We start from the raw sequence: 16,825 nt of genomic DNA, 5'->3' as shown, positions 1-16,825 counted from the left end.
CATGAACAACGTAGATATAAAACTCAACCCCGCCCTACCGCAGCAGATGTTGCGCAGCTGCCCGGCTTATCGCCCGTCACCTCTCGCCCAGCATGAAATTGCTGGCCACCAAGTCTGGATCAAAGATGAGACCCACAGAATGGGTCTCGGCGCGTTTAAGGCCATGGGTGGCGTTTATGCCGTCGCAGAGCTGCTGCTGCACGAAACCGGTCTGATGCAAGCTGACTTAGCTACGGATAGAGGCCGCGCCGCTGCAGCAAATGTTACATTCGTCTGCGCAAGTGCTGGCAACCACGGCATGGCAGTCGCCGCCGGCGCACGCCTCTTCGGCGCAAAGTGTCGAATTCACCTGGCTGAGACCGTTCCTGAGGACTTCGTCGAGCGTTTGCGCGCCAAAGGGTCAGAGGTTGTCCGCTCCGGTGCCACCTATGAAGAAAGCATTTCTGCCGCCATCGAAGATGCGAAAGAAAGCGGTGCAGTACATCTCGCCGATGGGTCCTGGCCCGGCTACACCGAGCCCCCCCGGCTGGTGATGGAAGGCTATACAGTCATCGCCGAAGAGATGCGCGACAGCTTTGTCAGCTCCGGTAACTGGCCAACGCATGTCTATTTGCAAGCAGGTGTCGGTGGCTTGGCTGGTGCAATGGCCTACATGATCCGTACCAATTGGGCAGTTCAACCTGAAATCATAGTTGTGGAACCAGATGCCGCACCCTGTCTGCAACACAGCGCCGAGGCAGGCAAAATAGCGACGGTCTCCGGACCCGTGTCCAATATGGGACGGTTGGACTGCAAAACACCATCAATGCTGGCCTTTGAGATCCTTTCAAAAGCGACCGATCGCTACGTCAGTATCTCTGACAAGGCTGCCACTTGGGGTGTGGAACAGGCTGCTTTATTGGGGATTGCAAGCACACCATCTGGAGCCGCGGGGCTGACCACTCTGTTGCAGGATCTTGACGCAGGTATTTATCCTGAGATGCGTCCGTTGGTGATCCTATCCGAAGGAGCGGTCGGCGATGCCTGAGCTGGATCTAGTCGCTTTTCGCCGGGATCTTCATGCTCACCCAGAGACCGGCTTTGACCTCACCCGCACTTCTGATGCGATCGCGACGGAATTGGAAGCTGCTGGGCTGGACGTTACCCGTGGCGTCGGCGGCTTAGGTATTGTGGCCACCTTACAGCGCGGCGATAGCGCAGCTGGTATTGCGCTGCGCGCCGATATGGATGCGCTTCCAATAGAGGAAGCCACAAACCTTGCCTATCGCTCACGTCATCCCGGTCGGTTTCATGGCTGCGGCCACGACGGGCACAGTACCGTGCTGCTGGGCGCCGCCCTGCGCCTTGCTCGTGACTCCGACTTCGATCAAACCGTCCACTTCCTGTTCCAGCCAGATGAAGAAAACGGCACCGGCGCGGCAGCGATGATTGCCGATGGGCTGTTTGACCGATTTGATATCAGCCGAATTTACGGCCTGCACAATATACCCGGCATCCCCATTGGCCACTTCGCAACTCAGGTCGGCCCGTTCTGTGCATTTGAGGATAACTTTGAGATCCGTATTTCTGGTCGTGGAGGCCATGCATCGATGCCGGAAAAAGGTATTGATCCCATTGTAACGGGTGCTGCAATTGTAACCCAGCTACAGACCATCGCATCGCGATCTATATCTGCCCAGGACCATTGCGTTGTGTCCATCACCGGTTTTGAGACAGACGGAGCCCGCAATATTCTGGCGAGTAACGTAGTTATTTCAGGGGATTGTCGCGGTTTCGAACCACATGTCTCAGACACGATCGAAGATCGGATGCGAGCCATCGCTAACGGTATCTGCGCCGCGCAAGGCGCAAGTTGTGAGGTGGATTATTCAACCTCGTTCCAACCGTTGGTCAACGATGCAGATGCCACCACCCAAGCTGTAAGCGCCGCTGAACAATGTGGCACCGTTGATGCCAACTACGGTCGCGTCGGCTTCTCAGAGGATTTCGCTGCCTTCTTACAGCACCGTCCCGGCGCGTTCACCTTAATGGGCAACGGCACTGAGGGTGCGAACGCTATGCCATTGCACAACCCCGGCTATGATTTCAATGATGATGCGATCGACAGCGGGATCACCTATTGGTGCAATTTGGCAAAGTCAGGCTAAAGCCCTGCGATCATTACTGAAAAAGAGGCAAGGTTAACGGAACTTTGCCCCTTAGTCTTCTTCCACCTCAATCTTGCATGCGAATTTAGAACCAAGCCGCGGATCATGCGCCGGCCCAAATATCCAAATGGCTCGGGTCTTGAGTATTGATCAGCCCGGTCCACTCTCTGCGACTGTGCAAAACGTCAGGAAATATAGTTCAATTCATACGTTCTGCGTGTCGCTCGATCCATAGCGACTAGACCGCTCGTGCTTCGTCTAATGCCACATATCGAACCAGTTTGGGGGTGAAAACCGCACAAACAGAGCGTCAATTCACCGAGCTTAACACGTCGGCATTTGCATCTTTGTCGCGGCATCATATCTTGGGACGGGTAACAGGGAGCCTTGCGGATGACTACAGAACCAGCCCGTCAGCAGACAGGTCATACAAGTGGCTCCTCTTCCAGGTTGAGCCGCAGTGAGGCACGTGCGGCGCAGAATGCCCGCGACCTAGAAGATCACTTGAGCTGGCTGGACAATATTACAGGCACAGCACTTGGCGTTCTCGCAGTAGCATCCGGGATCTACACCTATCTTGGTGTATCTTCACTGCTGGACGATACCGGCGCATTCTCAGTGATCGCCGCGCTGGCTTATTCGGTCGCTGTGTCAGTCGGTATTTTTGTGTTCTGGTCCTATATGATGCGGCTTGTTCCAGCAGTGCGAACAGCCGCAGCACGCATCGGTCTTTTGCTGTCGATGGCGCTTGGCTCAGTCGCTATTATTGCAATGTCGTCTTGGCTGAATGCCGCAGCGCTTGCCGGAGCGGCTGCCGTCGAACAACATCTGGCAGAAACGGTACAAGATTATCAAACAGCTCTGGAACGAGCAGATGAAATCACTCAAAGCGGCCAGAGTCTTGCGCGTGATGTGGCACGGGTCCAACAGACTTTTGTCGATCTCTCCGAGCAGGAAGCAACCGGCCAATTGTCAGGTTTTGCAGGCCACGGTGCGGTTTTTCGACTGCTACGACAGAAATCAAATGAGCTAGCAGCGCTGGAAACTCAGATCACCAGCCAACAGCCACTGGTCGAGGCGGCCTTTGACGAAGGAAATGCTATTCTGTCCCGGATGCGCGCACTGACTGTCGAACAGGGCCCTGTAGATCAACGATCGGTTCTGTTCTCAGAGGAAGCCGTTCGCCTTGCCAATGTCATAACCCAACTTCGGCAATTGTCGGTTGCTCCATTAGTTCAAAGGGCCGCGCGTGATCTTTCTGACAGCGTAGTGACACCGGAACTGGACGGAACCGATGCTGCAACCCGGCAGGGCCAACAGGCCACCATCGACAGCGTGCGGCGCGTTCTAGCACAACACGCAGATGGCTTGAGTACCGCTGCCGCTTCCGTGCTCAACATGACGCCCCCGCGCGACACCACCTACACACCGGTGTCTGCTGCGGATGCGGTAATCCTCTATGCAGGGAATTTCGTCCCATCTTGGGCGGGAGCCATTGCAATCGACTTATTGCCCGCCGTTTTGGTCCTGATCCTTGCAATCACTCAAGCCGCCATTCGCGCGGGCCGTGAAGGGGCCGCCACAGAAGACACCATGACGCTGGCCGAGCTACGCGCTGCGGTAGCTGCCATCAGAGACATCGATACGTCGTTAGACCGCGCAGGGCAGGTCGCAGCCGCAAACCCTCAACGCACACGGGGCAACGATAGAATTGTCGAAAACCAAGCACCAGATATCACCGATCTGGAAGACCGACGCAGTGCCAACTGAACGGGAGAGCCCGCTAACCGAACCACCTGCGGGGCGACGCAAGAAATCACCCGACACCTGGCGTATGCTGCGCTGGGTATTGGCAGCACAGCTTGGATTTGCTGCCGTTCTTTTGGGAACCGATCTTGCCCAACTTGCTCCACAGCTTACCTGGCCATCATCAGTACCCGAACTGACGGATCCAATCGGTCCGGGGGATCAAATACGACGATTTACGCCCAACCACCTGCCTGAACGCTTACCCTCTCCCGGGAACCGGCCTATCCTCGACACCGGTGATATGCCCGGCAGATTGGTCTTCGCGACGCCGGATTGGCAAGGCGAACCCGTGCTGACCCTGACCGGGCGGATCGCCGAAGGGGATGCCTTACGAGTCGCTGAATATCTTGAAATGTTGAGCGTGCGCCCGAAACTGGTTTATCTCAATAGCCCCGGCGGTTCTGTGCGCGACGCATTGGCTATTGGCCGCGTCCTTCGCATGCGCGAGATGAACACAATCATGAGCGCTAGCGACATTTGCCTGTCTGCCTGCCCCTATGTTCTGGCAGCTGGTATCACGAGGACCGTCGATCCAGATGCCATGGTAGGTGTGCATCAACACTATTTCGGACAAAACACTATGCTGCCCGCCTTTGTCGCAATCGAAAAAATCCAACGCGGACAAGGTGAGGTTATGAGCTACCTTCAAGAAATGGGTGTCGACCCTCTGATCATGCGACATGCTTTGGTAACCCCATCCGATGAAATCTATTTGCTGACACCTGCCGAACGAGACAGCTACCGCCTCACCAACGACACTGGCGATCAAGGATAGGCGCGCCAAACCTCGACACATCCTTGTCAGCGGGATATTGCCACCCTGATCTTGCGGGGCAGCTATGATCCGCTAGTGTTATCTAGAAAATAATAAGCAGCAGGCAGGCAGATGAGTATTTCACGACGCAGTTTTGGGTTCGGACTGATGGCGCTTGGTCTTGGGGCCTGTGGTGAAAGTGTAACAAGCACGCCGGGCCCACGCGCCACAAGTGGACTGCCCGCTGATCTTCGCCCGGTACCAAATGCTGCCTATGACGCTTGGGTTGCGGGCTTCCATCGCCGTGCCGCGTCCTCAGGGATCAGCAACAGTACGCTTACCACCGCCTTTCGAGGCGCTGGCTATCTGCCAGGCGTGATCAAACGCGACCGCAATCAAACCGAGTTCAAACGCAGCCTCGAAGATTACCTCTCAATTGCAGCCTCTGATGAGCGCGTGAGTAAAGGTCGCGCAGCCTACGCCCGTCATCGCAATACACTTGCCGCGCTAGAACAGACCTATGGGGTAGACGCAGAAATCATAACAGCAATCTGGGGGCTGGAGAGCTTCTTCGGTGAACGCCGTGGCAACGTGCCAGTGATATCCGCAACCTCCACACTAGCTTTTGATGGTCGGCGCGGGGCGTTCTTTGAAAAACAGCTAATCGCTGCCCTGAGGATCCTGCAAAACGGTGATATCTCCGCGTCTCGCATGACCGGAAGTTGGGCCGGCGCCATGGGCCACACACAGTTCATCCCAACTTCATATCAAGCTTTTGCTGTCGATTTTACTGGCGACGGCCGTCGCGATATCTGGTCGGAAGATCCCAGCGATTCATTGGCATCAACAGCAGCCTACCTTGCACGGAACGGCTGGACTCGGGGGCAACGCTGGGGCCAAGAAATGATCGGTTCATCCCCTACCAGCGGCAATCTCATTCAGCCACAACCGGGTGGTCCCAAGTTCGCCGTAACCAGCAATTTTCGCGCCATCAAACGCTACAACAACTCTGACGCTTATGCGATTGGTGTTGGCCATCTAGCGGATCGGATCGGCGGAGCGGGTCCACTGCGCACGAGCTTCCCACCTGACGCCAACGGGCTTACAAAAGATGATCGAATTTTGTTGCAGAAACGTCTGACTGCCAAAGGCTTCGACACCGATGGCGCGGACGGCGTGATCGGCCCCAACAGTGAGAAAGCGATACGCGCCTATCAACAAAGCCGTGGCCTATCAGTCACCGGCACACCATCCCAGGCTATGTTACGCAATCTGGGCTAGGGCCACCGCTACAAATCTATGTTACTGTATTAATAGCAGGCTTCAAACCGGAGGCGCAGCAAATGTGCGCCTCCGTGAGCACTTGAAATCAGAACAAGAAATCGCCTGCATCTAGGTCGTTGATGTCAACGCCAATCAAAGTGATGGTATTACCAAGACCATCGTCAATCACTGCATTGTTGCCGTCCTGCGACAGATGATTGTCTTGCAAATCCGCGATGTCAGAAATCTCAGAGACGGCTCTCAGATCAACTTTTTCAGCGTCGCTTCGCGCAGCAAATCCACGAATAGTGTCATCACCAAAACTACCACGGAAAATAAAGTAGTCAGCCTGTGCGCCTCCGATCAAAAGATCATTGCCGTTGCCACCGAACAACCGGTCAACGCCGCTCCCGCCAACGATTGTGTCATGGCCAGAACCGCCAACCAGACGATCATTCCCTGCACCACCATCTAGGCGATCGGCACCGCCTTCACCGTAAATGGTATCGCGGCCTTGTGCACCGATCAGCACATCCCCCTGACGCCCGCCTTTCATCAAGTCAGAGCCCCAGCCACCGCGGATCAGGTCCGCGCCGCTTCCACCAAACAGACTGTCCTGTCCGGAGCCACCATTTATGGTATCGTCACCGGAACCGCCCCGGATCGTATCATCACCGATGTCCCCCTGCCCAGCGATAAAAATATCGTCCCCCGCAGACAAGCCAACTTCGTCACTACCTATTGTGCCAGTAAGCACATCGTTGGATGCGGTCCCGACGGGTGTTTGACCACCAGCAATATTCATCGCATCCACTACAAGAGTGCCTGTATCGATACCCGCGAATTCAGCGCGCAGAAGGTCGAACCCTTCGGTGATTTCGGACGGCTCGATTGTTGAAATAGCATCAAGAATGGCTTGCTTCTCCGCAGCCGTAAGCTGCTCTGAAACGATCGGAGTATTCAAAAACTCCGCAACTTGATCAACGAGATCTTGCCAGTTGATCGACAAAATTGCCTGCTCTGCAGCATCAACGATGGTTAGGAATTCCCCTACCGTTAGCTGTGTTACATTGCTGGCATTAAACGCAGCCAGCAAATCGGTATTACCACTATAGGATACCACACCCCCAATATAGTCGAGCCACTCTTCAAGTTCTAAAATATCATTCAACACAGCATTCGGCATGTTAACCAATCCATCCACTATCGCCACTAGAGCGCGCCCCAACCCGGACAACCCCACGTCAACCCACCATGAATTGACCCTACGTCATACGATAAGGTTACATTAAAATTCCCGTCAAGGCTCTAGTGGAACAACCGTTCCCCGCTTTTTGTTAACCAAAATCTCTCTCACGGCCCAAAGCGTTAGAGACAATTTTTGTTACTTGGTCACGGCTGATCAGCAACGATACCTCTTTTGCACAAGTCACTTCCGCCAGGTCGACTTGGCTTGAATTTGAACTTAGATTACTCATATAGTGAACGTACGTTCATTCATATATGAGATAGATATGCAGCCTTATCCCTCCACTCGCCTGCAAGGGCTCGACCTTGCGCGCTACTTAGCTTTTGTCGGTATGGTCATCGTGAACTTCAAAATAGCGATGGAAGCCGAAGGCGGCACCAGTCTCATTGCCGGACTCAGCACAGCACTGGAGGGACGGGCAGCTGCCTGTTTCGTCGTGCTAGCCGGCGTCGGGCTTGGTCTCGCGGCAGGGACATCAGCCAGAAGTAATATCCAGGCTACACTACGTCGCGCTGCTTTTCTGATGGTCCTCGGCATGATCAACATGTTGAGCTTCGATGCCGATATTCTGCACTATTACGCCGTTTACTTCATGTTTGGTGCTTTCCTCTTAGGCGCGTCAACCATGGTCCTGACAACTCTCACAGCGGCGTTGATCCTTGCGTTCCCAGTGATGATCTTAGCCTTTGACTATGACCTTGGCTGGGATTGGAAACTCTATTCATATGCTGACCTCTGGACGTTCCAAGGTTTCTTCCGCCACCTATTGTTTAATGGGTGGCATCCTGTGGTGCCTTGGCTTGCTTTCTTACTGTTTGGTATCCTTCTGTCGCGCCTGCCGCTTCAGGAACGGCGCGTCCAAATCGGCCTTATCGCGTTCGGAGCGACTATCTACGTCATCACTGAAAGTGTAAGTGCAATTGCCGTTCGAAGTTTGCTTGAAATCGACCCCGAGCTCGCAGAATTGGCAACAACACTGCCAATTCCACCGATGCCATTCTATATGATCGCGGGCCTATCCTCAGCCTGCATCATAATTGGTGCATGCTTATTGTTAGCGCCTGTTCTGAAACGAATTGGAATTCTCGACATATTAACGCCAGCAGGGCGGCAAACGTTAACACTGTACATCGCCCATATCCTCATCGGAATGGGAACGCTGGAAGAACTCAACATGCTTAGTGACCAAAGGCCGGAGACAGCTGTCTGGGCAGCGTTGTTGTTCTCCGCCTTGGCCACAATCTATGCACTGCTATGGTCCCGCTATGCGAAACATGGCCCCATCGAGATGGTAATGCGCAAAATAGCGGGGTGATTTCCGAACCAGCGCCTAGATTTTGGGCGCTGGTGAAAATGTGCCAAGCCCGTACGTTAGAATGCCAACTCGGTCTCAAGAAATCGAAATAAAACCTCAGAGAGTCACACAAACAAACCGAACCGCATCGATACTGATTTCCGCCGCTGTTAACCGACCGGTTGCGAAAGCCCCAGTATCCAATGCAATCCGACCCGCAGACACCGTCGGTTCCGGAACAATCCAATGCCCGTGCACAACCCAAATATCATCCTGCCGCTGCTTACGACGGTTATCAGGCCCACCCCAAAGCAGAGATTGGCGAGACTGGGCAGTGCATGATGTCAGTGGGTCCGCACCCGCATGGGCGATAAAAACGTTGCCGAATTGGCAGGACAGAGGCAGCGTGCGTAACCACTCGAGCATCTCGGATCCCATAGCAAACTCAAGGGCATCAGCCGCCTCTGTCAAATCGCGCGACGAAGACTGCTCAGAAACCCCACCGATCCCAAAACTGGAGAGTGTCTGAAGTCCGCCATTACGCAGCCAGATCGCAGCGCCTGCAGTCGGATCCGCCAAAAAATCCAATAGCATTGCCTCATGATTGCCCATGAGCACTGTCACATCAGGCCGATCCATCAGCCGTCTCAGAACCGCGGCGCTGTGTTCGCCCCGGTCAATGTAGTCACCAAGGCAGATCAACCGCAGATCCGGGTTCACCTGCTCCAGCAATTGCACCAGAAGATCATCACATCCGTGTATGTCCCCGACAACACAGATCGACTCCCCGGGATCGATCGCCACGAAATCTTGCGGTTTTCCCCGAAATCCGGTAATTAACTTTTTGAACATAATCGCTGCTCCCTGGGGGCCTGACGCTGTTTCTACCGGCAAATCGACTGGTTTAGTGTTAGGCGGGGTTGGGAGCTGTGTGAAGAAGCACCACCAAAAAAGGTGGGCACTACGAGGCTGGGTGGGAATGCGGGTACACGCAATTCTTATGATTGGCTGCCTGGGTACGCTCAGTGGCCAGCTGGTTGCCATGCGGGCTCCAGCCCAAACTCTGTCGACCTATGGTACTCCCGGTCTAATCGACACACCAACGGCTGAGGTTCTTCCAGACGGCACGTTAGCGCTGACCACATCCAATTTCGAAAATACCAGTCGAAACACACTGACGTTTCAAATGTTGCCCAATGTCTACGGCAGTTTTCGCTACAGTTTCCTAAAAGATTTTGACACCGGCGTCGGACTTAGCCGTTATGATCGCAGCTTTGATGTTCACTTTCAGCTACGTCGTGAGACTGCCGCTGGACCCGCCATCGCTCTTGGTTTGCGTGATTTTGGCGGCACAGGGGTTTACGCTAGTGAATATCTGGTCGCGACCAAACATCTGACACCCAACATCACAGCAACTGGCGGGATCGGCTGGGGCCGCCTTGCAGGGCGTGGGGGCCAACGGAACCCTCTCACGGCGCTCGACGGGCGGTTCGACACCCGAGAAGATTCAAACGCTGGTGGTCTCTCCACCACCGGCCAGTTGGATTTCGGAAACTGGTTCAGAGGCGATGCCGCATTATTTGGCGGATTGCGGTGGGATGTAACTCCGCAATGGTCGGTGATGGCTGAATACTCGTCGGACACCTACACCGCAGAAGCAGAGCGCGGACTGACAGACGTGAGATCCCCCATCAATTTTGGCGCATCCTACCGGTTCGACAATGGGGTGACAGTGGGCGGGTCTTATCTAAACGGCTCAGCGCTTGCACTACAGCTAAGTTATGCGTTCGACCCGCGCCGCGCCGCTTCGCCTGGTGGCCAGGGCGCGGCGGCCCCAGCCCTAAAACCCCAAGAACAGGTAGCGCTAGCCAGCTGGAATCTCGCTCAGAGCAATGCTTCGGCTGCTGACCCCCCCCGTATTTACGATGTACTGAACACACGGCTGGCCGTGGAAGGTGTCCGTCTCATTGGATTTGAACGGGAGGGTGACCGGGCTCGTATCACGGTAGAAAATTTGCGGTATGGCGCGGCTGCGCAGGCTGTTGGACGCACCACCCGGGTGATGGCAAACACACTTCCCCCACGTCTGCAAACGTTTGAGGTAACTCTCGCTGAAAACGGCCTGCCAACCACCCGTATCAAGAGTCAACGTAGCGACCTCTATGAACTGGAGGCGGATCTGGATGGTGCATGGCGCAGCCTTGCACGGGCTGAGATCGAAGACGCACCACAAGCCATAGTAGGCACAGAAAACATCGACGCCTTCCCTCGATTCACCTATCGCTTCGGCCCCTATACTCAGTTGTCCTTCTTCGATCCGGATGAGCCTCTACGATATGAAATCGGAGCTGAGTTGAAAGCCGCATATCAGCCCGCACCTGGATGGACATTTTCCGGTCAACTTCGCCAGCCCGTGATTGGCAATCTGGATGCATCCGCGCGGCCCTCCAACTCTGTTCTTCCCAAGGTACGGTCGGACTGGGCACGCTATGCGTCGGAATCCGATTTGCGTCTCAGCCACCTGACCGCCGAATACACTTGGCGTCCCCACGCCGATCTGTTCGCGCGTGTGACCGCCGGCTACTTGGAGCAGATGTTTGGAGGCATCTCAGCTGAACTGCTGTGGTTCCCTGTTGGCAGTAGTCTCGCAATCGGGGGCGAACTTAACTACGCCCGGCAGCGTGATTTCGACGTTCAGTTCGGATTCCAAGACTACGACGTGGTGACTGGCCATGCCTCAGTCTACTATAAAACGCGCGGCGACTATCATGTCCAAGTCGATATGGGTCGCTATCTTGCTGGCGATTGGGGTACCACCTTGACCGTCGACCGCGAATTCAACAACGGCTTTAAAGTTGGTGCTTTTGCGACACTAACAGATGCCTCCTATGAGGAGTTTGGCGAAGGGTCTTTTGACAAAGGAATACGTGTGGAGGTGCCCGTTGCATGGCTCACGGGTAAACCGTCCCGGCGCCGCATCACTCAAGTGATCCGTCCTGTCCTGCGCGATGGCGGCGCGCGTCTCAATGTGCAGAACCGCCTCTATGAAAAAGTGCGAGACAACCGTGGGCGCGCTCTGGCCGCGAAATGGGGGCGTTACGCAAGATGATAACAGCACCGAGCACCCGGCGTATCGCTATCAGCCTCACTGCCCTAATCTGTACGACATTTTCAGCCTGTACCAATGACGAACGCGAAGTCCTTACTCTGGAACAGATGACCCAACCCACTGCGACCCGCCTTTCTGCACGGGCAGCAGATCTGGCCTCAGGCGGCGCTCAGCAGATGCAAATTGGCATCCGTAAGACAGGCCGCGCTGGCACTATGGTTCGGGAAGCTCAACGCGCGGGTTTTGTGACGTGGATATCGGTTGATGGAGCAAGCCTGCATACACGCGACGGCTTGTTGCACGCAACTCGTGGGTTTGGCGCGGGTTTGATGGCGGTAGATCAGGAACAATCGCGCCGCCGCATTTTTGCCCATGCCGACGGGTCTACCCGCCGGTTCCACAGCTATCTGACAGGCAATGATCAGATCGTGACGAGAAGCTATCAATGCGACATCAAAGATCGTGGTCTTCGAACCCTGACGATTGCAGGCAATAATATTGCAACCCGGCTGATGGCCGAGAGCTGCACCAATCAGGATCAGCAGTTTCTGAATCTCTACTGGCTACAATCAACCGACAACACGCTCATCCAAAGCCGTCAGTGGACTGGTTCGTTTATCGGCAATTTAACGACACGTCTGCAGGTGATGCCATGATCCACAATTCACGTTCCCACCTTATTTGCACCACCCCGCCCCTATCGGAGGAAAGACCTTGCGCCTGATTTCCATGATCTGCTGCGCCACCCTTGCGCTTGCAGGATGTTCAACCGTCTACCGCAGCTCTGATGTAATCCCAGGTGCTGGTAATAGCACCCAGGTCCGGGTGGTGTCGCTGACGGGGGAGACCGTCATTCAGGCCAACCGGGCACCCTATGCACCACAGTCTCTCCCTGATGCCTATGCACGCTCCGCCGGCACTGGCACCGGTTTGTCTGTTCGGGGCACTGGCCGTCTTCCTGATGCGCCGTCTACTCAGAACAATACTCGCAATCAGAACCTTACTCTGAAACGCCCACCATCCGCACCCGATATGCCTTATCAAATCGGCGTGGGCGATGTCGTGATGCTGGCGACGCCATCAACACGCAACACGCTCGAGGAATTGACAGGGCTGCTTGCCGCTCAGAACAGCCGCAACGGCTATACGGTACAGGATGACGGATCGGTCAATATTCCCGACGTCGGGCGCGTCCGAATTGGCGGGCTAACGATTGAGGATGCAGAGGAGCTGTTGTTCCAGAAGCTGGTGGAAGCCCAGTTCGATCCAACCTTCAGCCTGGAAATCGCAGAGTTCAACTCGCGCCGTGTGTCTGTCGGTGGAGCTGTCGGCAAACCCAGTGTGTTGCCTATCACTCTAACCCCGCTCTACCTCAACGAGGCATTGGCCGCAGCGGGTAGCGTATCCGTTTCTGATATCGACGTCAGTTCGGTCCGGATTTATCGCGACGGTGCGCTATATCAAATCCCGTTGACAGATTTCTACGCCCGCCCAGATTTACAAAGCACCCGCCTTATATCCGGCGATGCAGTCTTCGTGGACACGGATTTCAACCTAAACCGGGCTGAACGTTTCTTTGAGCAACAAATACGCCTGAAACAAACAACGCTAGCGGCACGGGCACAAGAATTGAGCGAGCTAAATACCGCTATATCCCTACGCCGCGGTGACAATGTTGAGCAGCGCAATACCTTCGAAGCCCGCGAAGCATTAGGCGCTAACGACCGGGATTTTGTCTATCTGACCGGCGAGGTCGACAATCAAACCCGCTATCCCCTGCCCTATGAACGCCAGGCCTCTTTGGCCGATGCGCTCTATGATGCGGGTGGCGGCATCGCACGCGAAACCGGTGATGTCTCACAGGTCTATGTATTGCGTGCGTCGTCCGATCCGCGAGAGTTCGGCGCCGTCACCGCATGGCATCTGAATGCCCGCAGTGCAGCCAATCTGACGCTAGCGACAAAATTCCAGCTGCGACCAGACGATGTGATTTTTGTCGCCGAGAACCCGGTCACTAAATGGGGCCGCACCCTGCGTCAAATCACGCCATCTCTTATCACCACACCAGTTGCGGCGGCAGTCAATTGATATCGCCGAGGTCAAAAGGATATGCCGCGTCCACCGCTATCGTTTGTGTGATGGCCCTGTTTTTTCAGGCAAGTCCAGGTTTCTCACAAACGGCGCAACAGTCGGACAAACATATGGATTGTGATGATGACCGCAACGCAGAAGAGGACGATTGCTTACTGCTAATCGAACCTGTGGTCGGTCAATTTGCACCTATAATCGCACCCACAATCGGCCTGCTGGGTCTTGCATTAATCGCAGGCCTCGCCGCCTCAGGTTCAACGAGCACCACAAGCACGGATTAACTCTGCCGTTTGTGGTCGGCTCTATTGTTTAACCTACCGGCGGTCAGGCGATAGGCTGCCCTCCTGTCTCCTGACGCTCTTTTGCGCAGCTCTGCGCTTCCCAGACCAGCCCCCTTGCCCAAACCCTTGATTGCTTTAGCTTCGATGTGATGACGCTCATAACAACGCAAAGGACAAGGACCCGTGGCCTCGCCTCGTCTGCCAGAAGATCTACTGCATCCGCGGCCAGATGGGCTCTATTGCCCGGCAGGCGATTTCTATATCGATCCAGTTCGCCCAGTGTCCCGCGCAATGATCACGCATGGGCACGCCGATCATGCACGCGCTGGCCACGGCACGGTCTGGGCCACCCCCCAAACCCTGGATATTATGGCAATCCGCTATGGTGAAGCATTCTGCGGCACCCGCGTCCCAGTTGAAGACCGCATCTCTGTAGACGGAACAACTGCAACATTCACACCAGCCGGGCATGTTCTGGGGTCCTGTCAGATCACGGTTGATGATGGTGATACCGCCATCACCGTTTCCGGCGACTACGCGCGGGTTCATAACCCAGCCTGCGCTCCATTCCAGTTAGCCCCCTGTGATATCTTCGTAACCGAAGCCACGTTTGGCTTACCCGTGTTCAATCACCCTTCCCCACGGTCCGAAATCGAAAAACTGCTGCGTTCAATCGCTGCCCAACCTGATCGTTGTCATCTTGTAGGCGCCTATGCGTTGGGCAAGGCGCAGCGGGTCATCGCGCTTTTGCGACAGGCAGGTTGGGATCAGCCGATCTATATCCACGGCGCATTGCAGCAACTGTGTGACTATCACATTGAACAAGGCATTGATCTTGGAGAGCTACGGCCCGCCGCCACCAACAAAGACAAAACAGCCTTCAAGGGGCAGATCATCCTTGGCCCGCCCTCTGCATTTGCCGCAACTTGGGCGCAACGGTTTCCCGACCCTGTGATATGCTTTGCCAGTGGGTGGATGCAGGTGCGGGCACGTGCCCGGCAGCGCGGCGTAGAGTTACCGCTGATCCTCAGTGACCATGTGGATTGGCCGGATCTGACCAAGACCATTCGAGACTTAGCACCGCAACAGGTCTGGGTAACTCATGGCCGCGAGGACGCATTGGTCCGCTGGTGCGAGTTAAACCAAATCAAAGCCCGCCCGCTTCGATTGGTCGGCTATGAGGAAGAGGCAGACTGATGCAGGCTTTCACCGAACTTCTGGAACAACTTGCCTTCACACCGTCGCGTAACGGCAAGATTGCGCATTTGGCGAACGCTTTTCAAACCATGTCTGACCCTGAACGTGGTTATGCACTCGCAGCCATTACCGGCGATCTTTCACTACGCAAAGTAACCCCCTCGCTGTTGCGTGGATTGGTGGCAGAGGAAACCGACGCCGAATTGTTTCGCCTGTCTTACGATTTTGTCGGCGATCTGGCAGAGACCGTGGCTCTGATGTGGCCCCATTCCGGCAACATAAGGCATCTAGCTCTGCCCGATGCAGTGGATGAATTGTCCAACACTGCAAAGGCTCAGCTGCCCGCCCTCATCGCTCGGCGGCTCAGCCAGATGACGGCGTCCCAACGCTATGCCTACCTAAAACTGGCCACAGGGGGCTTGCGTGTCGGGATCTCCGCCCGGCTCGCGCGCAGCGCATTGTCGCAATTTGGTGGCGTCGGTGTAAACGAAATAGAGGAGCTATGGCATAGCCTTACGCCGCCCTACCTCACCCTGTTTGCATGGCTGGAAGGGGGTAACAAACCCGTCAACCTTGCCGCTGCGCCTTTTCGACCTGTTATGCTTTCAACCGGTACTGATCTCGACGATCTGGCGAGCGCGCTACCAACTGATTTTATCGCCGAATGGAAATGGGATGGCATCCGTGTGCAGGCGACCAACGATGGCGGTGCTCGGCGGCTCTATTCACGCACCGGCGATGATATTTCGGGATCATTTCCTGACCTGATTGACGCGCTGAACTTTGAAGGGACACTGGATGGTGAGCTACTGATAAAGCGTGGCGATACTATCACGCCTTTTGGTGATTTGCAGAAACGGCTCGGCCGCAAGAAGGTCGGCAAAGCTATGCTGGCAAGCCACCCCGCCGCACTAAGGGCTTACGATCTGCTCTTTTGGAATGGCAATGATTTAAGGTCGCAGGCACTGGTGGAACGCCAGGCCAGCCTGGAAAGCTGCGTTGCCGAACTGAACGATCGCCGCATTGATATGTCCCGCCCGCTTGCGTTTGACACTTGGGAAAGCCTCGCGCGATTGCGCGCAAACCCACCCGAAAGCGTGATTGAAGGTGTGATGATCAAGCGCCGCGATAGTGCCTATATAGCGGGGCGCAAACGCGGAAATTGGTTCAAATGGAAACGCGACCCGATGCTGGTCGATACGGTCATGCTCTACGCACAACGCGGCCACGGGAAACGCTCCGGGTACTATTCCGATTTCACCTTTGGTGTCTGGCAAGATGATCAGCTGGTTCCGGTTGGCACGGCCTATTTCGGTTTCACCGATGCAGAACTGAAAGAACTAGACCGGTTTGTACGCAATAACACAACCGATCGTTTCGGCCCGGTGCGCGCGGTAAAGCCAGACCTGGTTCTGGAAGTTGCCTTTGAAGGTTTGAATGAATCCAGCCGTCACAAAAGCGGTATAGCTATGCGTTTTCCGCGAATAAATCGTATCAGAACCGATAAACCAGCATCAGAGGCCGGAACGTTAAAAGAGCTCCAGAGTTTTCTTTAACGTTGTACGCTTAGAGTAAAATATCACAGATGTCAGTACACGGACAGTCAGCGTGACCACAAACGAGTTGTAACG

13 protein-coding genes are annotated in these 16,825 nt (G+C 55.2%); 11 read left to right on the top strand and 2 right to left on the bottom strand.

Annotation, left to right across the window (positions count from 1 at the left end):
• The first annotated feature begins 1 nt into the window (after position 1).
• The 5 genes from ACEWZM_RS19165 to ACEWZM_RS19145 all read left to right on the top strand — a co-directional run bounded on the left by ACEWZM_RS19165 (position 2) and on the right by ACEWZM_RS19145 (position 5,991).
• The gene (locus ACEWZM_RS19165) at positions 2-1,027 is read left to right on the top strand and encodes a pyridoxal-phosphate dependent enzyme (RefSeq protein ID WP_414008232.1); all 1,026 of its coding nucleotides are present in this window, start codon (positions 2-4) and stop codon (positions 1,025-1,027) included.
• Positions 1,020-2,147 (top strand): amidohydrolase, encoded by a 1,128-nt coding sequence (locus tag ACEWZM_RS19160; protein WP_414008231.1) that lies wholly within the window; start codon positions 1,020-1,022, stop codon positions 2,145-2,147. Before ACEWZM_RS19165 ends, ACEWZM_RS19160 begins: the two co-directional genes overlap by 8 nt.
• A 393-nt stretch (positions 2,148-2,540) precedes the next feature.
• Entirely contained in the window at positions 2,541-3,917 is a 1,377-nt protein-coding gene (locus ACEWZM_RS19155) for a hypothetical protein (RefSeq protein ID WP_414008230.1), read from the top strand.
• Positions 3,907-4,731 (top strand): COG3904 family protein, encoded by an 825-nt coding sequence (locus tag ACEWZM_RS19150; RefSeq protein WP_414008229.1) that lies wholly within the window; start codon positions 3,907-3,909, stop codon positions 4,729-4,731. The genes ACEWZM_RS19155 and ACEWZM_RS19150 overlap by 11 nt, the downstream gene beginning before the upstream one ends.
• 111 nt (positions 4,732-4,842) lie before the next feature.
• Positions 4,843-5,991 (top strand): lytic murein transglycosylase, encoded by a 1,149-nt coding sequence (locus ACEWZM_RS19145; protein WP_414008228.1) that lies wholly within the window; start codon positions 4,843-4,845, stop codon positions 5,989-5,991.
• Positions 5,992-6,079: 88 nt separating this feature from the next.
• Here ACEWZM_RS19145 and ACEWZM_RS19140 read toward each other — a convergent pair whose 3' ends face one another.
• Positions 6,080-7,159 carry a calcium-binding protein gene (locus tag ACEWZM_RS19140; protein WP_414008227.1) on the bottom strand — a complete coding sequence of 360 codons (1,080 nt, stop codon included), beginning with the start codon at positions 7,157-7,159 and terminating at the stop codon, positions 6,080-6,082.
• 328 nt (positions 7,160-7,487) lie between these two features.
• Here ACEWZM_RS19140 and ACEWZM_RS19135 point away from each other — a divergent pair, with 328 nt between their 5' ends.
• The gene (locus ACEWZM_RS19135) at positions 7,488-8,537 is read left to right on the top strand and encodes a DUF418 domain-containing protein (RefSeq protein WP_414008226.1); all 1,050 of its coding nucleotides are present in this window, start codon (positions 7,488-7,490) and stop codon (positions 8,535-8,537) included.
• A 96-nt stretch (positions 8,538-8,633) separates the two neighbouring features.
• Here the strand turns inward: ACEWZM_RS19135 and ACEWZM_RS19130 are convergent, their stop codons facing one another.
• Positions 8,634-9,368, bottom strand: a complete 735-nt coding sequence (locus ACEWZM_RS19130; protein ID WP_414008225.1) for a metallophosphoesterase — start codon at positions 9,366-9,368, stop codon at positions 8,634-8,636.
• 127 nt (positions 9,369-9,495) lie between these two features.
• On the opposite strand from ACEWZM_RS19130, the gene ACEWZM_RS19125 reads away from it, so the two are divergent.
• From ACEWZM_RS19125 to ACEWZM_RS19105, 5 genes are all read left to right on the top strand, one after another.
• Entirely contained in the window at positions 9,496-11,625 is a 2,130-nt protein-coding gene (locus tag ACEWZM_RS19125; protein WP_414008224.1) for a YjbH domain-containing protein, read from the top strand.
• Entirely contained in the window at positions 11,622-12,281 is a 660-nt protein-coding gene (locus ACEWZM_RS19120; protein WP_414008223.1) for a YjbF family lipoprotein, read from the top strand. Before ACEWZM_RS19125 ends, ACEWZM_RS19120 begins: the two co-directional genes overlap by 4 nt.
• A gap of 58 nt (positions 12,282-12,339) precedes the next feature.
• Positions 12,340-13,713 (top strand): polysaccharide biosynthesis/export family protein, encoded by a 1,374-nt coding sequence (locus ACEWZM_RS19115; protein ID WP_414008222.1) that lies wholly within the window; start codon positions 12,340-12,342, stop codon positions 13,711-13,713.
• Between the two features lie 467 nt (positions 13,714-14,180).
• Entirely contained in the window at positions 14,181-15,194 is a 1,014-nt protein-coding gene (locus tag ACEWZM_RS19110) for a ligase-associated DNA damage response exonuclease (protein WP_414008221.1), read from the top strand.
• Entirely contained in the window at positions 15,194-16,750 is a 1,557-nt protein-coding gene (locus tag ACEWZM_RS19105; RefSeq protein WP_414008220.1) for a cisplatin damage response ATP-dependent DNA ligase, read from the top strand. The genes ACEWZM_RS19110 and ACEWZM_RS19105 overlap by 1 nt, the downstream gene beginning before the upstream one ends.
• The last annotated feature ends 75 nt before the right edge of the window (positions 16,751-16,825 follow it).

Source organism: Phaeobacter cretensis, from assembly GCF_047372505.1.
Taxonomy (GTDB): domain Bacteria; phylum Pseudomonadota; class Alphaproteobacteria; order Rhodobacterales; family Rhodobacteraceae; genus Phaeobacter; species Phaeobacter cretensis.
This window is presented reverse-complemented; position numbering and strand designations above follow the sequence as displayed.

Coding starts and splice junctions, on each gene's coding strand:
- ACEWZM_RS19165 (WP_414008232.1), top strand. CDS start 2: ATGAACAACGTAGATATAAAACTCAACCCCGCCCTACCGCAGCAGATG.
- ACEWZM_RS19160 (WP_414008231.1), top strand. CDS start 1,020: ATGCCTGAGCTGGATCTAGTCGCTTTTCGCCGGGATCTTCATGCTCAC.
- ACEWZM_RS19155 (WP_414008230.1), top strand. CDS start 2,541: ATGACTACAGAACCAGCCCGTCAGCAGACAGGTCATACAAGTGGCTCC.
- ACEWZM_RS19145 (WP_414008228.1), top strand. CDS start 4,843: ATGAGTATTTCACGACGCAGTTTTGGGTTCGGACTGATGGCGCTTGGT.
- ACEWZM_RS19140 (WP_414008227.1), bottom strand. CDS start 7,159: ATGCCGAATGCTGTGTTGAATGATATTTTAGAACTTGAAGAGTGGCTC.
- ACEWZM_RS19135 (WP_414008226.1), top strand. CDS start 7,488: ATGCAGCCTTATCCCTCCACTCGCCTGCAAGGGCTCGACCTTGCGCGC.
- ACEWZM_RS19130 (WP_414008225.1), bottom strand. CDS start 9,368: ATGTTCAAAAAGTTAATTACCGGATTTCGGGGAAAACCGCAAGATTTC.
- ACEWZM_RS19125 (WP_414008224.1), top strand. CDS start 9,496: ATGCGGGTACACGCAATTCTTATGATTGGCTGCCTGGGTACGCTCAGT.
- ACEWZM_RS19120 (WP_414008223.1), top strand. CDS start 11,622: ATGATAACAGCACCGAGCACCCGGCGTATCGCTATCAGCCTCACTGCC.
- ACEWZM_RS19105 (WP_414008220.1), top strand. CDS start 15,194: ATGCAGGCTTTCACCGAACTTCTGGAACAACTTGCCTTCACACCGTCG.